At 29.3% G+C, this 23,817-nt stretch carries 23 protein-coding genes, 1 tRNA gene and 1 riboswitch; of the genes, 2 read left to right on the top strand and 22 right to left on the bottom strand.

Going from position 1 to position 23,817, the window contains the following annotated elements; all coding sequences use genetic code 11:
* Window positions 1-45: 45 nt before the first annotated feature.
* From B8978_RS10610 to B8978_RS10560, 11 genes are all read right to left on the bottom strand, one after another.
* Complete coding sequence (locus tag B8978_RS10610; protein ID WP_084115974.1) at window positions 46-1,362, bottom strand: hypothetical protein; 1,317 nt, start codon at window positions 1,360-1,362, stop codon at window positions 46-48.
* A complete protein-coding gene (locus tag B8978_RS10605; protein ID WP_084115972.1) occupies window positions 1,359-2,246 on the bottom strand; it encodes a prepilin-type N-terminal cleavage/methylation domain-containing protein in 888 nt (295 codons plus the stop codon). Before B8978_RS10605 ends, B8978_RS10610 begins: the two co-directional genes overlap by 4 nt.
* A 7-nt stretch (window positions 2,247-2,253) precedes the next feature.
* Complete coding sequence (locus tag B8978_RS10600) at window positions 2,254-2,862, bottom strand: prepilin-type N-terminal cleavage/methylation domain-containing protein (RefSeq protein WP_084115970.1); 609 nt, start codon at window positions 2,860-2,862, stop codon at window positions 2,254-2,256.
* 20 nt (window positions 2,863-2,882) lie between these two features.
* Complete coding sequence (gene pilO / locus B8978_RS10595) at window positions 2,883-3,521, bottom strand: type 4a pilus biogenesis protein PilO (RefSeq protein ID WP_084115968.1); 639 nt, start codon at window positions 3,519-3,521, stop codon at window positions 2,883-2,885.
* Complete coding sequence (pilM, locus tag B8978_RS10590; RefSeq protein ID WP_084115966.1) at window positions 3,505-5,073, bottom strand: pilus assembly protein PilM; 1,569 nt, start codon at window positions 5,071-5,073, stop codon at window positions 3,505-3,507. Before pilM ends, pilO begins: the two co-directional genes overlap by 17 nt.
* Before the next feature lie 168 nt (window positions 5,074-5,241).
* Window positions 5,242-5,613: a prepilin-type N-terminal cleavage/methylation domain-containing protein gene (locus tag B8978_RS20420; protein ID WP_084115964.1), complete on the bottom strand. Its 372-nt coding sequence runs from the start codon at window positions 5,611-5,613 to the stop codon at window positions 5,242-5,244.
* 36 nt (window positions 5,614-5,649) lie between these two features.
* Complete coding sequence (locus tag B8978_RS10580; RefSeq protein WP_084115962.1) at window positions 5,650-6,861, bottom strand: type II secretion system F family protein; 1,212 nt, start codon at window positions 6,859-6,861, stop codon at window positions 5,650-5,652.
* Window positions 6,862-6,878: 17 nt separating this feature from the next.
* Window positions 6,879-8,570 (bottom strand): GspE/PulE family protein, encoded by a 1,692-nt coding sequence (locus B8978_RS10575; RefSeq protein ID WP_084115960.1) that lies wholly within the window; start codon window positions 8,568-8,570, stop codon window positions 6,879-6,881.
* Between the two features lie 168 nt (window positions 8,571-8,738).
* Window positions 8,739-9,551 (bottom strand): MetQ/NlpA family ABC transporter substrate-binding protein, encoded by an 813-nt coding sequence (locus tag B8978_RS10570; protein ID WP_084115958.1) that lies wholly within the window; start codon window positions 9,549-9,551, stop codon window positions 8,739-8,741.
* Between the two features lie 167 nt (window positions 9,552-9,718).
* Window positions 9,719-9,837: riboswitch (SAM riboswitch) on the bottom strand.
* Window positions 9,838-10,076: 239 nt separating this feature from the next.
* The gene (locus tag B8978_RS10565; protein ID WP_084115956.1) at window positions 10,077-10,454 is read right to left on the bottom strand and encodes a CBS domain-containing protein; all 378 of its coding nucleotides are present in this window, start codon (window positions 10,452-10,454) and stop codon (window positions 10,077-10,079) included.
* 61 nt (window positions 10,455-10,515) lie between these two features.
* Window positions 10,516-11,316 (bottom strand): ribonuclease H-like domain-containing protein, encoded by an 801-nt coding sequence (locus tag B8978_RS10560; protein ID WP_084115954.1) that lies wholly within the window; start codon window positions 11,314-11,316, stop codon window positions 10,516-10,518.
* Window positions 11,317-11,591: 275 nt separating this feature from the next.
* Here B8978_RS10560 and B8978_RS10555 point away from each other — a divergent pair, with 275 nt between their 5' ends.
* Both B8978_RS10555 and B8978_RS10550 read left to right on the top strand, forming a co-directional pair.
* Entirely contained in the window at window positions 11,592-12,056 is a 465-nt protein-coding gene (locus B8978_RS10555; protein WP_084115952.1) for an Lrp/AsnC ligand binding domain-containing protein, read from the top strand.
* Between the two features lie 104 nt (window positions 12,057-12,160).
* Window positions 12,161-12,370 carry a DUF378 domain-containing protein gene (locus B8978_RS10550; protein WP_084115950.1) on the top strand — a complete coding sequence of 70 codons (210 nt, stop codon included), beginning with the start codon at window positions 12,161-12,163 and terminating at the stop codon, window positions 12,368-12,370.
* A 79-nt stretch (window positions 12,371-12,449) separates the two neighbouring features.
* On the opposite strand, the gene B8978_RS10545 is transcribed toward B8978_RS10550, so the two are convergent.
* The 11 genes from B8978_RS10545 to B8978_RS10495 all read right to left on the bottom strand — a co-directional run bounded on the left by B8978_RS10545 (window position 12,450) and on the right by B8978_RS10495 (window position 23,780).
* Entirely contained in the window at window positions 12,450-14,186 is a 1,737-nt protein-coding gene (locus tag B8978_RS10545) for a phosphoenolpyruvate carboxykinase (protein WP_084115948.1), read from the bottom strand.
* 258 nt (window positions 14,187-14,444) lie between these two features.
* Window positions 14,445-15,761: an argininosuccinate lyase gene (argH, locus tag B8978_RS10540; RefSeq protein ID WP_084115946.1), complete on the bottom strand. Its 1,317-nt coding sequence runs from the start codon at window positions 15,759-15,761 to the stop codon at window positions 14,445-14,447.
* A gap of 2 nt (window positions 15,762-15,763) precedes the next feature.
* Window positions 15,764-16,969, bottom strand: coding sequence for an argininosuccinate synthase (locus B8978_RS10535; protein WP_084115944.1), 1,206 nt, complete (start codon window positions 16,967-16,969; stop codon window positions 15,764-15,766).
* A gap of 229 nt (window positions 16,970-17,198) precedes the next feature.
* Entirely contained in the window at window positions 17,199-18,206 is a 1,008-nt protein-coding gene (locus B8978_RS10530; protein ID WP_084115942.1) for an isocitrate dehydrogenase (NAD(+)), read from the bottom strand.
* Window positions 18,207-18,666: 460 nt separating this feature from the next.
* Window positions 18,667-20,055 (bottom strand): beta/alpha barrel domain-containing protein, encoded by a 1,389-nt coding sequence (locus tag B8978_RS10525; RefSeq protein WP_084115940.1) that lies wholly within the window; start codon window positions 20,053-20,055, stop codon window positions 18,667-18,669.
* Window positions 20,056-20,400: 345 nt separating this feature from the next.
* Window positions 20,401-21,117 carry a lysophospholipid acyltransferase family protein gene (locus B8978_RS10520; RefSeq protein ID WP_084115938.1) on the bottom strand — a complete coding sequence of 239 codons (717 nt, stop codon included), beginning with the start codon at window positions 21,115-21,117 and terminating at the stop codon, window positions 20,401-20,403.
* 68 nt (window positions 21,118-21,185) lie between these two features.
* Window positions 21,186-21,650 (bottom strand): hypothetical protein, encoded by a 465-nt coding sequence (locus tag B8978_RS10515; RefSeq protein WP_084115936.1) that lies wholly within the window; start codon window positions 21,648-21,650, stop codon window positions 21,186-21,188.
* Window positions 21,650-21,973, bottom strand: a complete 324-nt coding sequence (locus tag B8978_RS10510; RefSeq protein ID WP_084115934.1) for a hypothetical protein — start codon at window positions 21,971-21,973, stop codon at window positions 21,650-21,652. Before B8978_RS10510 ends, B8978_RS10515 begins: the two co-directional genes overlap by 1 nt.
* Window positions 21,945-22,490, bottom strand: a complete 546-nt coding sequence (locus B8978_RS10505) for an RNA polymerase sigma factor (protein ID WP_242950536.1) — start codon at window positions 22,488-22,490, stop codon at window positions 21,945-21,947. The genes B8978_RS10510 and B8978_RS10505 overlap by 29 nt, the downstream gene beginning before the upstream one ends.
* Window positions 22,491-22,495: 5 nt before the next feature.
* Entirely contained in the window at window positions 22,496-23,554 is a 1,059-nt protein-coding gene (locus B8978_RS10500) for a LiaF transmembrane domain-containing protein (RefSeq protein ID WP_084115932.1), read from the bottom strand.
* Between the two features lie 151 nt (window positions 23,555-23,705).
* Window positions 23,706-23,780: transfer RNA gene (locus tag B8978_RS10495), tRNA-Asn, on the bottom strand.
* Window positions 23,781-23,817: the final 37 nt, after the last annotated feature.

The raw sequence follows: 23,817 nt of genomic DNA, 5'->3' as shown, positions 1-23,817 counted from the left end.
ATATAATTTTATTAATGCTATTTCAACTAATTTTTTCCCTAATTATTATCTTTCTTTCCAATCTAAAATTCTAAATTCTAGTCCATTATAATAATTGTCCAAATTTTTGTTTAACTCGTCATCAATTACGCCCTTTTCATTTGCCGTAAACTGTGCTCCACTGTAGCTAGCCGGCAAGGAGCTTATATTTTGTTTAATTTTATTTATTTGATCTTGAGATAAGTTGGTTCCATCTGAAACTAAACTCTCTAAAAGTGTTTCATTTGTACTGCTATTTTTCATTCCCGTCATGTTAATCGCAGTAGCTCCGTTTGAAGCATTTACAAAATTATTTGCATAAACTGAACAGTTTACAAGATTTATCTGTTTTGGATTGTTTGCATTTATTGTCAACGTTCCATCTACATAAATAATATAATTTACAAGAGTATGCTGTAAATTGCTTATATCTGCATCTCCATGAACTAATATAATTTTATATATTCCTGCATAATTTAAGTTATTTGCTACAGTTTGCGTGTTGTAATAGTCACTTCCAAGAAGTCCATTTAGTTCATTAGCAGTTATAATTGAAGGTACTGTGACGCCGTTGGTTCCACTTTTTATAAAACTAGAAAAAGTATTGAAGGCTTCTGTTAATTCCACTGCACTAGTTCCACTTCCACCTTTATAGGTTGCAGATACTAATGTTGCTGAAGCACTGCCTGGAACCGTACTCACCTTAAAGCTAGAACTACTATTTTCACTGCCTGCCGGTATAGAATTCCCATCTGCCACAACTCCTGGCCAGCTTCCAACATTGCTTGAGCTCAGTATCTTATAGCTGTCATCTGTAGTTGATACCACCTCATTGCTGCCAGCATCTGTTTGAAACAGCTTTAAAAAGTATTTATTCTCTATATTCCTCTCATCCACATATGCATCTATTGTCTTCGTGATACCATTAACCGTAACCGTAGAATTTATATCTATGGCATATCTTCCAGCCTTTATTATTCTATTCCCATTTACATCATTATAGCTAAAACTTATAGTTGGATTTCCACTAGTACCTTGAACTGTAGCTGGCAGTTCATACCTATAAGCAGTATTAGTAGGATCTTCCTCCATATTTGCATATGTATTTTGGTTGTTTGAATCATTTATAATTTTGTTCTTCAATACTTCTATTCCTCTTTGAATACCTGTTTCTGCTGCTAGCTGTGCTTTATAATTATTTTTCATATTAGCCGTTAAAGTTATATTTGACACCATAAGTGTAAGTATTGCTCCTGTAAAGGCAATTAACATTGCAATCACAACTATTACATAAACTAAGGTAACTCCCTTATGTTTTTGCATATTTACTTTAATTTGTATCATAAGGGGTCGCCTCCATAGTTAATTTCACTTTCAGTTACATCTATGTTTTCAGTTGTGCCATCTTTTTTATTAAAAGTAATTGTTACGCTATAAGTTGGATTAGTATTAATTGAGTTAAGCCCATCTGTAGCAGTACCGCCAAGCTCGTTAACTTCAAAATTCGATACGTTATTTGCTATATCTGTCTCCTTAGGATTAGAATAAGTAACATTGCCTGCTATAAGTGGTATTTGATAATAAACATTATTTCCATTGCTATCTATTATATGATAGACCATAATTATCCTACCCGTACTATTAAATATTGCATCTACATATACCTCAGCTCCATTATTTAGAGAATTCAAATCATTAATATATTGTAGATAATCTTGTACATTTTCCTTATCACCATATCCAACTACAGTTTTTATAGTTGAATCTTTAATGTAAGGCAAATTGCTATCATTATTGGAAATTTGACTTTTTGTTGTAGCGTCAAAGCTGTAGGAATAATTTACTGTATAAGAAATTCTCTTTAAGGTTCCACTTTCCAAATCATATAGTACCGCTGTATTGTTTTTCTTCTGTAAAAACATCTTATAATTGTTATTTATGCTGGTTAGACCTAAAGTTGTGCTTATTTCATTACTACTTTTCCAAATAATGTTACTAGTATAGCTGCTTGCAGTTGAATTGTAAGAATTCATTGCATCTGTTCCTCTAATATCTTGAGTAAGATAATTAGTTACAGTTCTTTCATCGTTTTTTATATTAGCTTCATTATTTTGATCTCCATATATATTTAGCTCTACAGAAAAGAAATTCATAGCAGCCAACCCAATAATGGACATCAAGGCCAAAACAATTATCATTTCTATTAATGTTACCCCTTTTTTTTTCACAAGAACATCACCTGCTTACTAAAACATTCAATTCACTTTGAACATTTTGTCCCTTTTCAAAATCATATAATTTTACATCAATTTTATAAGTATAAAAATTATATCTTTGTGCTGCGGCGGCCCCAGTGCTATTATCGTTTAAATCGTAGTCATAGTTTTTTGTTAGTGTAACAATAGCTCCATATTTATAATTTGATGTATTATTGCTGCTGCAGTCTGCATAACTAGCAGCTCCATTAATTCCCTCATCAACCATTTGGAAATTAGTTGTGTTTTTAAGTATATAGTTTAAACTATCTTCTGTATTATCATTTACGTCATCATTGTTAAAATATAAATACAAATATTTAGTTGTACTTGTTGTAGTTGCATCTTCACCATTTACTCTTGTGCTATTATTATACATAGAGCTTAAACTATTAAGGCCTTTTCCTTTAAAACATTCTAGTATTTTATCTGTATACTCAGTGCTTTTTAAATCACTAGTATTTTGCCCATATAGACTACTTGATGTCTCAACTGCAAGTCCAATTCCTCCTGATGCAATTACTAAAATTGCCATTGCAATAATAAGTTCCACTAATGTAAAGCCTTTTTTTCTACTTAATTTTTTCATTTTTCCGCCTCTCTAAGGTGCTAGTTAAATAAATCAGTTTTTCCATAGTTTCCATTGTTAAAATCATAGTCCGGTTTAGTGCTGCCATTAATATAATAATAAACTCCTGAAATTGTTGCTTTTTCACTACCTGAAGATTCTCCACTAGTAATGGAAAAATCTCCAACTTTAAATACCCTAGTGTCCTTCTCCATATCACTAATTAGATTTAATATACTTTTATAACTACCACTTATGGTAATAGACACTGGTAATTTAACTACTATACTATTATCACTTTTATTGTCACTCTTATTACTACTTGCACTAGTTTGATTACTTTGTGAGTTATAATTAATGCTGCTTAAAGTTAATTGCTCCTTAGTACAAAATTTGCTTAGAGTATTTTCAATTTCTGCATCCTTAAGCTGCATTGGTATCCCTTTAACACTTGTGTTATACTTTGACTTTATGTTCTTTATTGCAGTGTTATAGCTTCCATTTTCATTTTCTAATGCCAGAATATTATTATACTTATCATTTAGTGCTGATATACTAGAACCTAACTCTGAATTTTTTTGCATAATAGGCGAAATAATGAATTTGAAATAGACAAATACTACTAGTATAACTACAATAGCTGCAATTTCTATTTTTTCTCTTTTACTTAGTTTGTCCATTATTTCCACCTCCTATTTGGATTGTGAATTTATAAGCACCATCGCTAAATGTAACACTTTGCAAAGTGGCCTTTGAGTAATTTTCACTTTGCTGTAAATTAGCAAGTAATACTCCTGGTGAATTTGGCTGTGTTGCTTTGCCAATTATACTGTAAGTACTGCCTACTCTAGATAAAGTAGTTAGGCTTACATCAGCTGGCATATAGTTTTGAAGCCCTTTTATCCATTCAGTAGTAACATCATCATTATTTTTAAGTTTATTGTATTCTTCTATATTTTCTCTATCCATATTAACTTCTTTTGCTAACTTATCATTTTTATTCTTTACTACTCCATAATTCGCTACCTTCAATTTAGCTTCAGAATTATCTCCATTTAGCTTGAAAGAATATATTAACATTCCTAAAAATACAATTATCAATAGTCCTAAGAAACCTGAAGCCATATATATTATGCTTTTATTTAATTTAGATTTTGAGACTTCCTTCATTGAATACGGAATTAGATTTATGTATTTTTTCTTATCATCCTTTAAAATTGTTCCTAATGAAAAAATATAATTATCTATGTGAATATTATTATTATATATAATTCCAAGTGACTTAAATAATTCAAAATTAAACAATTCAACTTCAGTATTTAATGCATCACTAGTATATTGCTCTAGTCCCTTAATTTTAACTTCCTCTTCTATTATAAAAACTTTATCAAGATTTTTTTTTGTTTTACCAGTAAAATAAAATTGAATAAATTTTTCAAAAGAAGCTATTATGTTATCTATTGATCTTTTAATTCTTTGATTTTTTTCATCTTCTTCATTGGGCAAATCCAAATCAAATTTTTTTAATATATCTAAAGCTTCTGCTTCTGTGATTCTGTAACTATTACTTATTTGTTTTACAATATTTTCTTTTCCAAAAGGTACTTCTCTCTGGAAAAACAATTTTCCGTTTTGCAAAATTATAAAACTTGTAGAATTAGAATCAATCTTTATTATACCTATATCCTGAAATTGTTTATCCTTCAAATAAACAGGTTCAAATAATTTTGATATACTATTTGCTTCAACTTCTATTGCTATAAGTTTTAAATTAATCTTATCTGCAATTTCTTTATATACTTCTGATTTTTTCTTAGGAGCAGCACAAACTAATACATTAAATACTTTCTTTTCTTCATTATTTTGTTTGTTTAGTATTTCATAATCTATGTAATGCTCTTCCCCTTGCTCTGGTAAGTATTGAGTCATTTCCCACTTAGCTGCATCTAAAATTTTGCTTTCTTCCATTATTGGCGTTTCAGAATGTCTAATTACAATATCTGATCCACTAATAACAAATATAACTCCATCGCAAGACAATTTTTTTTCAAATATGTATCCGTTGATTTTATCTGCAATAAAATCTACATCTATTATTTCTTTGTCTTTAAACATATTTTCTGGTATGGATATTTTATGTGCTGAATCTATTTTTTTATTTTTGGAATGAACAATATTTATAAATCTATCTTCAAGTTTAATTATTATAAGTTCTTTTCCATAAAACTTCATGAAGCTCCTCCTAATTTGATTATTTATCCTTTATTTATATAAAATATTTCATAATATTTGTTTTCAAATTTATATGTCCAAAATTCTAGCTTCTCATTAATGAATTTTAAAATAAGTATTAACCAGGTTATAGTTAATACTTATTTTTTGAATAATTTTGCATTACCATTAGTTGCCAGTTGTATTATTAATCCCGTTTGTTGCTATGCTGTCTAAATTTGCAACAGTTTGAGTTGAAAGTGCAGTATCATGTGCTGTTATTTGAGTTACAGCATCATTAATTGTTGCATCATTAAAACTACCAAGACTACTTATAGTTGTAGTGTCTGGAATTGTTGAACTTGCACTAGCATCATATGCTTTTATTGCAGATAGCAATGTCCTTGCATCAGATTTTTCTTTTGCTGTTGTTGCCTTGCTTGTATAACCTATTACTTGTGGTATAATCATTACTGCTAATATTCCTATTATCGCAATAACAATGATAAGTTCAATAAGTGTAAAACCCTTTCTTTTCTTCTTGTTTTTTGGATTATTCATTTTTTTCCTCCTAAATATAATATAAAATTTATATGTTTACTTACCTGCCAAACTGTAAATTTGAAAGATAGGTAGCATAATCGAAATAATTATAAAACCAACAACTACTCCTAAGATTACAATCATTAATGGTTCTATCAATGCAGTAAGCTGAGCTGTTGCCACTTCTATTTCACCGTCATAAAATTCGGCAGTTTTAGTGAGTACTGAATCAAGTGTTCCTGTCTCTTCACCAATTTTAATCATCTGAGTAAGCATGGTTGGAAATATTCCAACGGAAGTGAGTGTATCTGCAAGGCTTGCTCCTTTTTGCATTTCTTCTTTAGTACTTATAAGAATATTTTTCACATAAACATTGTTAAGCACATTAGCACTTATATCTATACTTGTCATTACAGTTAGTCCACTATTTATTACTATTCCAAATGTTCTGGCAAATCTTGCAGCAATTAACCTTTTGTTTATTTTTCCCACTATTGGTAAATCAATTTTAAATTTATCATACTGGAGCCTTTTTATCTTTGTTAAATACCTAAAACCTATTATTATTAATATAATAAACGCAATGTATAACCACCAAAAATGTGTTATTCCATTACTTATAGCCATTATTATTTTAGTTGGCACTGGTATATTGGAAGCACTGCCTCCACTTTGAAGTATCATGCTGGTAAACATTGGTACAACCTTAATTACAAGAATACTTACAACTACTAATGCTATAATGCAAATTACAGCTGGATAGGTTAGAGCTTGTTTTACTTTCTGCTGCTGCTTATACTCTTTTTCGTAGTTATCGGCCATTTTTATCATTACGTCATCAAGATTACCTGTGGATTCTCCCACCTTAACCATGTTTACAAATAGTTCAGGGAATTCGTCATATTCCTCCATTGCCTTAGATAGAAGTTGTCCCTTTTTAACACTATCACTTACATTGGATATTATTGCCTTAAACTTTTTATTCTCAGTTTCATCCTGTAATACATCTAATGCACTTACAATTCCCATTCCTGAAGCTATAATATATGAAAACTCCCTACTAAAAATATAAATATCCTTTAATGTAACTTTTTCAAATTGTGACAAGTCCATATTTAAAACTGATTTTTTTTCTAAATTTATACTTGTAGGAAAAACTCCAACTGTTCTAAGCGAATTAGTTACTTCATTTTTATCGGCTGCATCCATCTTACCTTTTCTAAGTGCACCTTGCTTGGTAACACCTTCATATTCATATACAGGCAAAATATTGTCCTCCTTCTCTATTCTTTAAGAAAAGCAGTTTTTACAAGTTCATCAAAAGTAGTAATACCTCTAATTACTAATTTCTCACAGGCTTTCCTTATGGTTTGCATATTGTTTTCAACACTTAGTTTTTTTAACTCATCTGCACTGGCTCCATTCATTATGAGTTCCCTATGTTCTTTGGTTATTTCCATCATTTCATATACACCAGTTCTCCCATGATAACCAGTTCCATGACACTGCGGACATCCTTTTCCTTTGTATAATTTTATTTGTTCATTCTTATCTATTTCTAAAACTTCTTTTTCATAGTTACTTGCATCATAACTTTCCTTGCAATTTGTACAAACAGTTCTTACCAGTCTTTGTGCAATAATTCCTCCAAGGGCCGTAGCTGCAAGATATGGTTCAATGCCCATATCAATTAACCTCATTATTGAAGAAGGAGCATCATTTGTATGTATTGTACTTAAAACTAAATGTCCTGTTATAGCAGCTCTTGCAGCTATTTCCGCAGTTTCATTGTCTCGCATTTCTCCAATCATGACTATATCTGGATCTTGCCGTAATATAGATCTTAAACCTGATGCAAAGGTAAGTCCTGCTTTATTATTTACATTAACTTGATTAACCCCTTCTAGCATATACTCTACTGGATCTTCTACAGTAATAATGTTTTTATAATTATCATTCAATTCATTTAAAATAGTATATAGCGTTGTAGACTTTCCACTTCCAGTTGGTCCTGTTACAAGAATAATTCCATACGGTATTTTTATCATATTTTCTAGTAATTTAATCTCTAATTCATTCATACCTAATTTTTCTTTACCAACAGTAACGCTATCGTTTTTAAGTATTCTTATAACAACCTTTTCCCCATTTATTGTAGGAAGTACAGAAACTCTTAAGTCCACATATTTACCTTTGTATTCAATTTTCATTCTGCCATCCTGAGGTATTCTCTTCTCAGCTATGTTCATATTAGATAAAATTTTTATTCTAGTTATAAGTGCTCCTTGAGATTCAATAGGAAGTCTTTTTTGTTCATACAAAACTCCATCTATTCTATACCTAATTTTTATATACTTTTCAAAAGGTTCTATATGTATATCACTACTTTTTGAATTAATAGCATCACTTAAAATTAAATCTACAAGTTTTACTATTGGCGCATTACTTATGTCTTCAATTTCATTTAGATGTTCATTTTCTTCTTTTTCAACTTTAAGTTTATGTTCCCTAGAAAATTCTTCTGCTGCCCTTTCAACCTTTTCTCCAGAGTAAAGCTTGTCTATAACTTTTACAATCTCATCTCTTGTTGCAATTAAAGGATTTACTTCATAGCCCGAACTGATTCTTACATCATCTTGCGCAAATATATTCAATGGATCTGCCATTGCAACTTCAATCTTATCCCCAATAATAGCTGTAGGCACAAGTGTATGTTTTCTTGCTAGCCTTTCAGGCACAAGCTTTGTAAGTTTAAAATCAATATCCACAAAATCCAAATAAACTCTTTGTATGCCAAGTTGTATCTCAAGGACATCAATTATATCTTCTTCGGTAATATACCCCTCATCCGTTAAGATTTCGCCAAGCCTTTTACCTGTATTTTTTTGTTTATTAAGTGCTTCTTTTAGTTCTCTATCAGTTATTTTACCTAATTCAACTAATAAATCTCCTAATCTCTTAATTTCTCTTGCCATTTTATCTTCTCCCTATATAGGAAATTATTTATATTTAACATTATATCATCTCCATTTGCAAAAAAACATCTTTTTCCAATATTTTTTACATTATTATTTAAATTTTAACGTAGTTAAAAAAAGCACTCTTCTATCACTTAGAAGAGTGCTTTTTCGTCAGAATATTTTCTAAAATGCTGGTACAATACTTCCCTTATATTTGTCTTCAATAAATTTCTTAATTTCAGGCGAATTAATAGCTTTATCTAAAGCTTTAATATAAGCTTTGTTTTCATTTCCCTTTTTAACTGCAATTACATTTGCATATGGTGAATCCTTTGCTTCTAAATATAATGCATCTTTAGTTGGATTTAAATTAGCTTGAAGTGCATAATTTGCATTTATTACAGCCGCATCAACATCATCAAGTGTTCTTGGAAGCTGAGCTGCATCAAGTTCTGTAAATTTTAAATTCTTTTTATTTTCAGTAATGTCACTTACAGTTGGTAAATCCACTTTTTTAACTTTAATTAATCCTGCTTTTTCTAAAAGTTGTAGTGCTCTTGAACCATTTGTTGCATCATTTGGTATAGCTATTTGTGCTCCATCCTTAAGATCCTTTAAACTTTTTATCTTCTTTGAATACACTCCCATTGGCTCGATGTGAACTTTAACTGTAGGAACTAAGTCTGTTTTTTGTTCTTTGTTAAATGTATTTAAATATGGTATGTGCTGAAAGAAGTTTGCATCAATATCTCCATCATTTAAAGCTTTATTTGGTTGAACATAATCATTAAACACTTTTATCTTAAGCGTATAACCTTCTTTTGCAAGTATTGGTTTTACTTTTTCTAATATTTCAGCATGTGGAATTGGTGAAGCACCAACTATTATTGTTTTTTTGTCTGTATCACTAGTAGATGTGCTTTTGTTTGCACCACATCCTGTTATTGCTAGCATCGCTACTATAGCAACTGCTATTACTCCTAAATATTTTTTCATTTTTGAAAACCCCCTTAAATTTTGTTTAGGCATATGAAAGAAAACATTGCTTTCTAAAGCTGCCTTGTATATTTTTTTGTCAATATAATATAAATTATAAGTAATATTGTGTATTTGAAAATAAAAAAATGCCCGAGAATGAACTCAGGCATTTTTTGCCAATATCCTTCTCATCTCTCAGCTAGCGCTGCAGGAATTAGCACCATTATACTGAACCTTATTTTCTATGTTCAGTACTGGTTGCCGGGCTTCAAAGGGCCAGTCCCTCCACCTCTCTTGATAAGTGCACTAATTACGTTTCTAATTTATGTATAAATTATAGTTTTATTTATTTTCAAAGTCAATACGAATCATATATTTTCATACAATTCTTATATATTAACTTGGTATAATGTCATTTTAATAATATTTTTGCTTATATTTATTAATATTTCAATCATTATAGTATGATAGGAGCAAAAGAATTAATCAACTCTGTACGCTCCTATCATATTATCCTATATAAATTTAATTCATTTCATTATTCTAGTTTTTACCTAAAAAATAATCTACTATATCCTCAAGCTCAATTATTCCTATAACTTTTTTATTTTCAACAACAGGAAGAGCCATTATATCGTTTTCTCTAAGCCTTCTTGCAACTTCTTCTACTTCTTCGTCTTCATTAGCACTAATGACCTTATCTGACATAACTGATTTTACGGGATAAGTGTCATAATGACCATCTTCAACTAAAAATCTATATATGTCCGCTTTAACCACAATTCCATTCAAATTTAAATTTTCATTTACTACTGGAACTCCATTAATACCTTTTTCATTCATAAGTTGCAAAGTTTTATTTAAAGTTTCATTTTCATCAACATAAAAATATTTTGTATGCATAATTTCTCTTACTTTCATATAACCATCCCCTTTAACTTATTATACCATCTATAATATATAAAGCACAATTGATTATATGTTAATAGCTGTTTTCTGCAATTTCCAGCAATTTTTTTTCATCATACATACCTTTAATTAAATTATCTATTATTCTAGAAGCTGCTTTTTTAGAGATTTTGTTAAAATTTATTTCTATGCCTATTTTATTTTTATCTAACAAATATTTCAAATAGCTAAGTTGTTTCTCTGTTATACTGTCTTCTCTTGCAAAATCCGATCCTGTATCTATTTGAAAAACTACTTTAAATATTTTAGGAAGGTTTAAAACATCTTCATAATTATGAAGCATAATTACTTCTTTTATCTTTTCACTTTTTGTACTTAAATATTTTTCATATAATTCAACACTTTTTCCACCATCAATTTTATCAAGCCTATTAATTCCTATGTACTTCTCAACACTTTTCAAATTGCATCTATTTAATCCTAACTGCTTGTAATACGGTCTTATTAATCTATATAAATCTAAATGCTCCTCTGGAGGAACAAATTTATAAATCTTGTTTTTTATCATTCTATTTTTTATAAAAGGTTCATCAAAAGCCTTTCCATTATATGAACACCATATATTGTATCCTTTAATATCATCTTTAAAAGCTTCTAGTAGAGATTTTTCATCTTCTTCGTCTTCTGCATAATACTGTTTTATATGCAAATCTCCATTTTCTTTAAACCATCCTAAAGATATTAACATTACTATATCATTTTCTTTATCAAAACCTGTTGTTTCAATATCAAAATATGCTATACTTTTCATATTGTATTTGTCCAAAATTTTATTATCCAAAGTTAGCTTTGAATCTCTTTCTAATCCAAACATAAAAATCCCCCAAATTGTTCTTTTAGTCAATAAAAATTATACACTACTTTTAAATTTTTTCAAACTGTAGTAATTATTTAAAAACTATGTGTATATTTTTCCCATAAAAAGTGCAATAATAATAATATATCGTGTTATTATTGATAATATATCAATAATACTGCGATATATTTAGAGATTACGAAACTTATATGCAATTGCAAATTTTTGTTTTGATAAATCGTCAATAAATTTGGTATAATATTATTGATTGTTAAACATAGGAGTTGGTTTGAATGAATTTTAATATTAGTGGTTTAGATGAACTTGATATTCAAATTTTAGATATTTTAGTTAAAAATTCTAGGACACCTTATTTGGAAATAGCTAGAATGTGCCATGTTAGTGGTGGTACTATTCATGTTAGAATGAAAAAAATGGAAGATATGGGTATAATTAAAGGGACTAAGTTAATCATTGATAATTCTAAACTTGGTTACGATGTTTGTTGCTTTATAGGCATATTTTTAGACAAAGCTATTTCCTACAATAATGTTCTTGAAAAACTAAAAACCATAAATGAGATAGTTGAGCTTCATTATACTACAGGAGATTACTCAATTTTTGCAAAGGTAATCTGTAAAAGCATTGCGGATTTACAAGAATTATTAATTACTAAAATACAAAGCATTGAAGGTGTTCAAAGAACTAATACCTTTATTTCACTATCTCAACCGATTGATAGAAACATACAATTTTAATTAAACAAAAATAAATAATTTTTAGTTTCTTATTGTCTGGTTATAATTTATTGCAAACTACACATAATAGAAGTGTAAATTTCAATAAAGGAGATGGGCTTTTTATGAGAAGCTTGGATATTATTTCACTTGTTTTAGTTGTTATTGGTGCTATAAACTGGGGCCTGATAGGTTTCTTCCAATTTGATTTGGTTGCATCTATATTTGGCAACATGTCAACATTCACTAGAATCATTTATGCTTTAGTTGGTATTGCTGGTTTATATGCAATTTCTTTTTTCGGAAGAGACAGAGAAAGAACAACAGAAAGATAATTATAATGAGCTGTCTCAAAATATTTAATCATTTTAAGACAGCTCATTATACTTTGTTATTAATTTTTAGTTAGACTTCTTAAATTGTTTTCACAATTTCTAAAAGTTTTTTAGCTGCTTCCATTGGACCATTTTTTTCTTTTCCTTTTATTCCTAAACAAGTCCTAAGTTGGCCAATTTTTACGCCACTCTCTTGAAACTTGTGAAAATACTCTATTAGAAGTTTATCAGTTTCTTCTTTTTTCTGGACAGGACCAAACGGATTTGCAAAATAGGTCTTAACAAGACCCTTTTCTGTAGTTGTTCCCTTTGCTATTCTTGCACCATTTCTAAATGTATCCAATGCCTCATCTGCATTATTGAAGAATTCTAACTTTTCACCATCATTATAATTGTTGGCATATAAAAATAAATCTATCGGGTAGCCCTTTCTTATGTCATTATAAGTTGCTACTGGCATTACAAGTCTAGCATTTATTTTATCTGGATTCATAAATATACTTCTGTCTATTTCTCTAAAGGCATAACCAGGATCCAAATCATCAAGCCTTACGAAGGCACCAATCTCTGTTCCAAAGCCTAGAGGTCTATTATCCCCATTAAGTTTAACAACGCCCATATCATCGAATATTATGGTCATATCACTTATATAGTCTTCACTAAGCTCTCTAAATGCCTCTAAACTTTCAGATTTTCCAGCACCACTGTCACCCATTATAATTATATTTGATGTCTTTCCATTTTTTGTAACTATATTAACCATTGCTCCGTGAATTGGCAAATAGCCTCTTTTTATCATAATTAGGTTATGAAGCGTTAATGTCATTTTTTTCATATACCCAAAATAATCAATTTCTTCACCATAACTTACATATCCAAGCATTATATTATTTTCAACATCATCATAAAATACTGTTTTTACTTTTTCAGCTTCGTCCTTTGCTCCAAATACATAGACAATATCAGGTTTTTTATTTTCATACTCCTCACGTCTAGCCATTTCAAACAAATTGCATAAAGAAACCCCATGACTCATAAAATCTCTATGAAAATATATAAATGCTAAAAGCTCTCCAACCTTTACTGGAAAACAGTAAAAGTGTTCTTTTTTTAGAGAACAATACTTCAAGGGATTTTCTTTTACTTCACTAAACAACCCATCTCGCGTGTTTTTCTTCGGATATGTTATAAAAGGCGGATCAATTAAAACTGAGTCAACAAAAGGAATTGCCTTTAAGCACTCATATTCCTCTGATAAATTAAATTTTATCTTATTTACAATAACTCCTACATTTCCACCTGCTGGCAGCTGTCTATATACCTTTGGTTTATGTCCTTCAATATTTTCTTCTATCTTTCTATATGTAGACAATATCAGGTTTGAAAATTTTGCATTTGCGTCTATAAAACTTACATTTCCAAGACCTTCATTTACACTCACATTTTCTATAAAAGTATATCTCTCAAGCCTTCTCCAAAATCCATAAAGTCCTTCTATAAAATTTATAAGTATTCCTTTATCTTCAAATATGTTTTTGTATTTTTCGTCCATTGAAATGATAGATTCTTTGTCCATTATGGTCAATAACTTTAAAAAGTTAATAACATTTTCAGTTATCTCCTTATTATTGTAGTCTGTGTTTATTTCACTAATATATTTATATATATTAGAACCTCTTTTTTCTAGAGACTTTAGATATGCCAAAGTAACCTTTTTAAAGCCATTACTTGTTAAAAGTTCCTCATGTGTTGTACAGTATTTAATAGTAAAATTTATCATTGCATTATCATTACTTAATGAAAAATCCTTAACCATTAATTGCCCCCCTTTTGATTTATGTGAAAGTTTGATATTGAAGTTCTTGCATTTTTCACTGTTTACTATGTGATTATATCATAAAAATGAATATTTTTCACTGTTCTTCCTTCATATTTTTATATTTAGAATAATATATATATATTTAGCAAAAATACCGATATATTTTTAATATATTCATAATTGTGCTACTTATGTAAATTTTTTCACAAAAAGAGTAGGACAATATATCCTACTCTTCATGTATATGGTGTTTCACTATTTCATTTCTTTTTTTATTCCTCTGCTAATTGTGTTTTCATAGTCTACAAATTCATATATGTCTTCTCCAAAAAGTTCACTAAACCCTTTAAGCTCTTCTATTGTGAGCTCTTCTATTGATTTATCCTCACTTTCGCATTTCAGCACTATCTGTCCAATAACACCATGAGCATCCCTAAACGGCATACCTTTATTTACAAGGTAGTCAGCAGCCTCTGTAGCATTAAGAAAACCCTTCTTTACAGCTTTAAACATAGATGTCTTTTTAACTTTTAAAGTTCCAAGCATACCATTCATAACCTTAATGCAACTAAGTGATGTATTTAGAGCATTAAAGAAGCATTCTTTATCCTCCTGCATATCTTTATTATAAGCAAGAGGAATACCTTTCATTGTTGTAAGAAGAGACATTAAACTTCCATAAACTCGTCCTGTTTTACCTCTTATAAGTTCTGCAGCATCTGGATTTTTCTTCTGTGGCATAATACTACTTCCAGTAGAAAATTCATCACTAATTTGCACAAAATCAAATTCCTTTGTACTCCACATTATAAGTTCTTCACTAAGTCTACTAAGGTGCATCATAATAAGTGAAAAATCTGACATGAGTTCTATCAAATAATCTCTATCACTAACCCCATCAAGAAAATTATCTGCTGCTCCATTAAACCCCAATTCGTTAGCTGTAAATTTTCTATCTGTTTCATAGGTGGTGCCTGCAAGTGCACAACAGCCCAGTGGACTTAAATCCATAATTTCTATTGCATTTTCTATTCTTTTAACATCTCTTTGAAACATACTATAATATGCCATCATATGATGTTTAAAGGTAACAACTTGTGCCCTTTGCATATGAGTATAACCTGGCATTATAAAGTTGTTTTCTTCTGCAAGTTTTTTGATAGTGTTTATCAATTGTTTTAGATTTTCTATTACGTTTTTTGACATGTTTTTAGAATACAATCTTGTATCTAAAGCAACTTGATCATTTCTGCTTCTAGCTGTATGCATTTTCTTGCCTGCATCGCCTATTCTATCAATTAAATTTGCTTCTACAAAACTATGGATATCTTCATAGTCCCCTTCTATTTTAAGTTTTCCATGTTCAATATCCTGTAGTATTGAATTTAATCCTTCTATTATTTCCTCTACATCTTTTTTATTCAGTATATTGCACTTTTTAAGCATTTTTACATGGGCTATACTACCAACTATATCCTCATGATATAAAGTTTTATCAAAACTCAAGGAGCTGTTAAAATCCTCCATAAGCTTACTTTCTGCATTTTCAAATCTTCCGCCCCAAAGTTTCATAACTATTTACCTGCCTTTTTATCCTTAAGTGCTTTTATTTTATATGGTAAACTAAATAATTTTATAAATCCTTCTGCATCCTTATGGTCATAAAGATCACTAGCTCCAAAAGAAGATATGCCTTCATCATAAAGTGCATTATCAGAATCAATACCTGCAACCATAATATTTCCTTTATATAGTTTTAATTTTACTGTTCCTGTTACGTTCTCTTGAGTTTTATCAATAAATGCATCCAATGCTTCTTTTAAATTTGTGAACCAAAGTCCATCATATACTAATTCCGCATACTTTTGAGCTACAAGTTGTTTATAATGGAAAGAGTTTTTTTCCATAGTGAGGCTTTCAAGTTCTTCATGTGCGGCATAAAGAATTGTACCACCTGGTGTTTCATAAACTCCTCTTGATTTCATTCCAACAAGTCTGTTTTCAACTAAATCAACTACTCCAATACCATTTTCTCCACCAACTTTATTTAAAACATGAAGCATCTCTACAGGATCAAGTTTCTTCCCATCAACAAGTTTTGGAATTCCTTGCTCAAAATATATACTTACATAACTTGCCTCATCTTTTGCTTTTTCTGGTGGAACTATCATCTCATATATTTCAGTTTTATGTTCATTTTTAGGATCTTCCAGATCTCCGCCTTCGTGGCTTATATGCCATATGTTTTTATCTTCTGAATATATCTTTTCCTTTGTTACTGGAACTTCTACTCCAACTTTTTCAGCATAATCTATAGCATCTTCTCTTGATTTTATATCCCATATTCTCCATGGTGCTATTATGTTTATAGATGGATCAAGTGCTGCTATACTAGTCTCAAATCTTACTTGATCATTTCCCTTTCCTGTACAACCATGGCAAATGTATTTTGCTCCTTCTTTATGTGCTATCTCAACAAGTTTTTTCGCAATTAATGGTCTTGCAAAGGATGTTCCTAGAAGATATTTTCCTTCATATACTGCTCCTGATTTAATTGCCTTAAATAGGTATTCTTTTACAAATTCCTCTTTAACATCTTCAATATAAATTTTATAACATCCAGAACTAATAGCCTTCTTTTCAACAGCTTTCATATCATCATCTTGGCCTACATTTACACATACAGCAACTACATCTAAATCATAGTTTTCCTTAAGCCATGGAATTGTAATAGAAGTATCAAGACCTCCTGAATATGCTAAAACAACTTTATCTTTCATAACGAAATCATCCTTTCACATAATAAATATACACATTTATTTATATTTTTTTATTTTAAACACTTAATTAACTATATTTATTATATATCTAATGTTATAATTATGCAATATTTATTTATAAATATACATAATTATTTGTAAAAAAAACATTTCATAACTTTAGTTTCTGAAATGTTTTTTATCATCAATATTATTTTTTTCAGTTCATCCTAGTGAGAATAAACTTAAATTATTTTAATTTTTTTATTACTTCTTCTGTAAATTCTTTAGTACTAGCACTACCACCCAAATCAACAGTTAATTTACTTCCTTCTTCTAATACTTTTGCTATAGCAGCATCAATTTTTTCTGCCGCCTCATTTTCACCTATGTATCTTAACATCATTACTGATGATAAAATTGTTGCAAGTGGATTTGCTATACCTTTGCCAGCTATATCTGGTGCTGATCCATGAACAGATTCAAAAACAGCTATATCCTTTCCAATATTACCACCTGGCACAACTCCAAGACCACCAACAAGACCTGCTCCCATATCTGATAATATATCTCCATATAAATTTGGCATAACTAATACATCATAATTTTCTGGTGTTTGTACTAATTTCATACTCATTGCATCTACAATTACATCTTCAAATTCAATTTCTTCATAATTCTTAGAAACTTCTCTTACTGTATTTAGGAACAATCCATCTGAAAATTTCATTATATTTGCCTTATGAACTGCCGTTACCTTTTTTCTGCCTTCATTCTTAGCTAAATCAAAAGCAAACTTTGCTATTTTTTCACTGGCATCTTTTGTGATTATTTTAATACTTTCAGCTGCATAATCACCAATTTTATGCTCAATACCTGCATATAAGTCTTCTGTGTTTTCACGTACTATTACTAAATCCACGTTATCATATCTAGATTTTATACCTTTATAAGTCTTTATAGGTCTTACATTTGCATATAAATTAAATTTCTGTCTAAGTGCTACATTAACACTTCTAAATCCTTTACCTACAGGTGTTGTTATTGGTCCTTTAAGTGCTATTTTGTTTTTTTCTATACTATTTAAAACATAATCTGGAAGAGGTGTTCCATATTTCTCAATAACCTTTTCACCAGCTTCTACTACCTCCCAATTAACATTAACTCCTGCTGCTTCTATTACATGCACTGCTGCTTCAGTAACTTCGGGTCCTATTCCATCACCTGGTATAAGTGTTATATTGTATTCTTTACTCACAATTAAAGCCTCATTTCTTTTATTTTTTTATATTATTAGATATATAACATGTAAATTCATAATAGTGATAAAATGCCAAGTACGGGTGAAGGGTTTTCACCTTTGCTTCACGGTGAAAAGGTGATGGGTTAGCTATGGATGATTTTTCTACGCTATGCTGCGAAAAATCTTTGAACTTGAATTTATAATCTAAAGTATATTGCTATTCATTTTTTTGACCGTAGGTCGTGGTATTCAATGAATAAGTATTATCATTCATATTAACACCAAAGGCTACGGTTAAAATACATAGTAGAGTTGTCTCTAAATATTAAGACATATAAATTTAAATTTATTATTTTTCCCACCTAATGAGGAAAAATTTCCTTAGCCTTTATGGATTTATCCATAAACCCTTCACTTTACTTCGCAATTTCTTTATATTATGAACAACTTTCATTTATTGTATTATATGAATTTCTTAACCTGCGTAACTTCCTTCTACACATATAAGCTCTTGAAACACACTTTTAACAACAAGTTCAAACTCTTTATTACTTATTGCTGAATTTCTACCACTTTCATATTCAGCATCAACCCACTTTTTAAGTTGTGCTATTCTTTCATCTTTTTTGCTTATTTTATCTTCATTTTTTAATTTAAAATAAGTGTTTATCCAAGCTGCGATTCCAGCAAGCCCAGAATATTCATTAACTGCTATTAAAATTGGTCTTTCTAAAATTTTACTAGTATCAAAAATGTTATAGATTTCCTCATCTTTTAACATTCCATCAGCATGGATTCCAGCTCTTGTTAAATTAAAGTCACTGCCGACAAAAGGTGTCCTCGCTGGTATTTCATATCCCATAACATTTGAAAAATAATGAGCAATCTCAGTTATTACTTTAAGATTCATATTTTTAGTATTTCCTTTGATTTGGGCATACTCCATAACCATTGCCTCAAGTGGGCAATTCCCTGTTCTCTCACCAATTCCAAACAAAGTTGTATTTACACTAGAACATCCATAAAGCCATGCTGATTCAGCTCCTGGCACTACATGATAAAAGTCATTATGTCCATGCCACTCTAAAGCATCAGCTGGTACATTTCCATACTTTCTTAGGCCTGCTATAATTCTTGGAATACTTCTTGGAAGAGTTGCCTGGGGATAAGAAACTCCGAGACCAAGTGTATCACAGGCTCTTATCTTTATCTGTATTTTAGCCTGCTTTGACATCTCCATTAGTTTATTAACTAATGGAATTACAAATCCAAAAAAATCAGCTCTCGTTATATCTTCTAGATGTACTCTTGGAACAATTCCATATTCTAAAGCTTTTGCAGCAACAGCTACATATTTATTGAAAATTTCTTTTCTAGTTGATTTAAACTTTTTAAAAATATGATAATCTGAACATGACATAAGAATTCCAGTCTCTTTTATGCCAAGTTTTTTTATTATCTCAAGTTCATCTAAATTTGCTCTTATCCATGTAGTTATCTCTGGAAATTTATACCCTAGTGAAAGACATTTTTCGATAGCTTTAATATCTCTGCTAGTGTATGTGAAAAATTCTGTTTGTTTTATAATTCCTGAATTGTTATCAAGCTTATTTAAATATTTAAATATATCTACTATTTGATGTTCTTTAAATGGAGTCATGGATTGTTGACCATCTCTAAAAGTAGTATCCGTTATATAAATATCATTAGGTAAGTCCATAACAACAGAATCTCCATCAAATTTAACCTTAGGCACTTCTGAATAAGGAAAAATTTCTCTATAAAGATTTGGTTCATTGACATCCTCTACTTCATAATTAAATTTACTGATTTTCTTATCAGCATCGAGATGAAACTCCATCATAATACCACTCCTTCATAAACACTGATTTGCAAGTTTTACAACCTATTAATGCAATTATTCTCATATAGGTTTATTTATTATACTTTATAATTTAATAATTATTCTACCACGTTTGCTACATTTTGTGAACAATATTGCAATAGATTAATAAAAATACATTATTTAATATAATTATACATGTATTTTATCATACAATTTTGCATACTGCAAACATAAAAATTCATTTTTATGAATTATACCTCTTTAGATTTTTCATTTTATAAACATTAATTTTTGTATTTTATCCATAAAAAAATAGAAACTAGGCTGTTAGGCTAAGCTTCTATTTTTATGATGTTTTTTTTATTAATGTAATGTTTGTAATTCTTTTTCAATTTTATTTTTTATAATATCCGCTAAATTAGCTTTCTCTTCTTTTGTCAAATCGTTAACATTAATAGGTTCTAATATAGACATATTAATTATAGAAGCTTTTAATTTTCCTTTTCCTTCTTCAAAAACTTTAAATGAATTGTCTATAACTAATGGTACTACAGGTACACTAGCCTTTAATGCCATCTTCATACTTCCCTTTTTAAACTCTCCAAGCTTATGGCTTTTGCTTCTAGTTCCCTCTGGAAATATAAGCATACTATATCCATTATTCAAATTTTCAATTCCTTTATTTATTGCTTTTAAAGATTCCCTTATATTCTCCCTATCAATAAATACACAATGCATTTCTTTCATCCAGGTTCGTATTACAGGTATTTTTAATATTTCCTTCTTAGCTAAAAAGCCTAAATGTTTATCTAATTCAGACATCAAAACTAAAAAATCTGCATTTCCTTGATGATTTGATACAAATAAACAATTTTCTTTTGGCAAATTTTCAAGGCCTTTTATGTTTACTTTTACACCAATTATTTTTAAGGTGTACCTTGCCCAACCATTTACCATTTTATATAAATAATAATCATACTTTTCTCTTAATTTCGTTCTTCTAATTATAAATAAATATAGTCTTAAAAACAACGTTAATATGATAACTATAATACAATAGATATATTTTAGAATATACATTTTTTATCCTCCTTAATTTATGTCACGCATACTAATTATACCCACATGTATATTCTTTTTCAAGTAGATTAAATTCTATCTTTTCCTTTAAATAAAAGGTAAATTCCTATAAGAATAAATATGGCTGGCACAATATAAAGTCTAACAGAATAAAATATATCATAACTTGCAAAAATTTTATTTAAAATGGCGATCACTCCAATTACAATGAGAACCCATGCAAAGCTAGTCCATCCCTTATTAGATATATTGATTTCACCAAGGCTATTATTAGAGAACCAACTTTTGTCTTCAATAATTTCTCCCCTGTCAAACTTATGAGCTACTCTATAGGTATCAAAAAATGTGTATAGCCAAAATGGAATTGAAAATATATATGCTATAAACCCTAAACCAACTAGATGAAGTATTTTAGGCACTATAAAAAACAATAACATTGTCTCTATTCCAAATCTAATCATTCCAAAATACATATATCCTGCTCCTGGTAATAGTGATGCTAAAAATGTAACAAATTCACTTCTTCTATCCATTAAAACCACTCTCCAATTTCGTTTTTAAAAAAATTTACTTTATATTGATATTCATATTTGTAAATTGACTCCTGAATTATTAATTTACCTTTTAAATTAATAAAATTGTATGCCACAGGGTTAATGCTCAAAAGCCCTATAATTATGCCGCTAAGGATGAAACTTGAAGCAGCCGGTCTACTGCTAAGAAGCCAATTTTTATTTCTTCTACTTTTCTTCTTATTTAGTTTTTCTAACAACCTATAATTATATTTATCTGAGACCTTAAATTCTATCTCAGCTGATTTAATAATCTTATCTGTGTAATCCCATTTTTCCTGCATACACAATTCCCTCCTTAGAAAATATATTTTTCAGCTTATTTTTACCTCTATATATTCTACCCTCCACCGTTCTTACAGAAACATTTAATATTCTACCTATTTCCTTCTGATCTAAGCCTACATAATAATAAAGTACAATAGGTATTTTTATATTGTTTGGAAGTTCATTTATACATTCTCTAATATATAATTTTTCATCTAATTCTTCAATTTTTCCTTTTTCCTTGCTAAATCCATTAAATAACATAAATTTTATACTCTTTTTTCTTTTAAAATCCTTGCATTTTGAAAGCGCTATCTTATACAAATAAGTTGCTATTGAACATTCACCTCTAAACTTATTTGCACTTCTATAAAAGGTGATAAAGACATCTTGTGATAAATCCTCAGCCTCATAACCATCATTTGTGTAAGAATAACATAGAACTATAATTCTCTTTTTATAGCAATTGACTAAATCTATAAAAGCTTCCTGATTTCCACACTTGATTCTGGACATTAAATCCTGGTCATCCAATTTTTTCACTCCTGACTATTAACCTTTATAGAACCTAATTTTATATCTACATCCATATTGTTTTTGCCTGTTCCTATACTCTTAGTTAACGTTCCATTATTTATTTTTTCATCATTAAATCTAATATTTCCTAGACTACAAGTAAGAGATGCTCCTATATTTTTTTCATTGGTGTCTACTTTCACAAGTGAATTATCAGCTTTTATCTTTATTGAATTAAAATTATTATTATTTATATCTGTACTTCCATTATTCATATCAATATCTACATTTTCTATATTTCCTGATAGATCGTTTTTTATATTTTTACCTTCTATTTTTACACTATTAACATCTTTTATATTCACATCAGAATTATCTGTTTCAATGTTTACAGCAGCAAGATTTTGTATGTTGAATTTTGAATTTTTAGAATTTATATCTAATGTATTGTTTGAAAGATTATCATAAGTAGTAATGTCGCAATTATCAACTACTAAATTTGTATATATTCCATCTGGAACGTACATTGTTCCACGTACATCCTTAACATAATTATCATCTATACTTACAGTATCTATACCTCCTTCGTTTTCATCATGTATTACGTATTTGTTATCTTTAAAATCATCACTTACCTTTACTTCTAACTGAAGTCTTATATTATTGTCAGTAGATTTTTTAATATTTAAGACTCCATTATTAGTTGTAAATTTAAATTTTTTATTATTTCCGGTAATAATCTTTTCTGAATCTATACTTCTCGTATTACCATCATAATTTATTTGTACCCTACCATTATTTAAATTTGAAATTCCATCTTCTATAAATTCATGAGTTCCATAATAAACATTAGTACATAAAAATATAAGTATGATAAATATTATGCCTATATTAAAATTATTCTTCATGGTTTCTGAATTTATTCTAGCGTTTAATAATATTTCTACACCTAATATAACAAATATCATTGGCCACCATTTAAATATTTCCTCAGCCACTTTAGGATTTATATTTTTTAACGCTAGCCATACTCCATAATAAATACACCCTAAGGATAATGAAATTGTTCCAACTTTTCTCATTGCAGATTCACCCCTTACATTAATTAACCTTATTTTCATATATATTGACGTTATTAAGAACGTAAATCCCACAGAAATATTAAAAAATATTTCTAAAAATAATAAAAAAACTTAGATTCAAATAGAATCTAAGTTAATATTATTATAATAATGGCTCCGCGAAAAGGATTCGAACCTTCAACCTATCGGTTAACAGCCGAGTGCTCCACCGTTGAGCTATCGCGGAACATTGACCCAGCGACGACCTACTCTTCCACAGGGCT

Origin of the sequence: Clostridium acidisoli DSM 12555 (genome assembly GCF_900176305.1) — a bacterium.
Lineage (GTDB): Bacteria > Bacillota > Clostridia > Clostridiales > Clostridiaceae > Clostridium_I > Clostridium_I acidisoli.
Note: the sequence above shows the minus strand (reverse complement) of the source record. Positions and strands in the feature narration are given on the sequence as shown.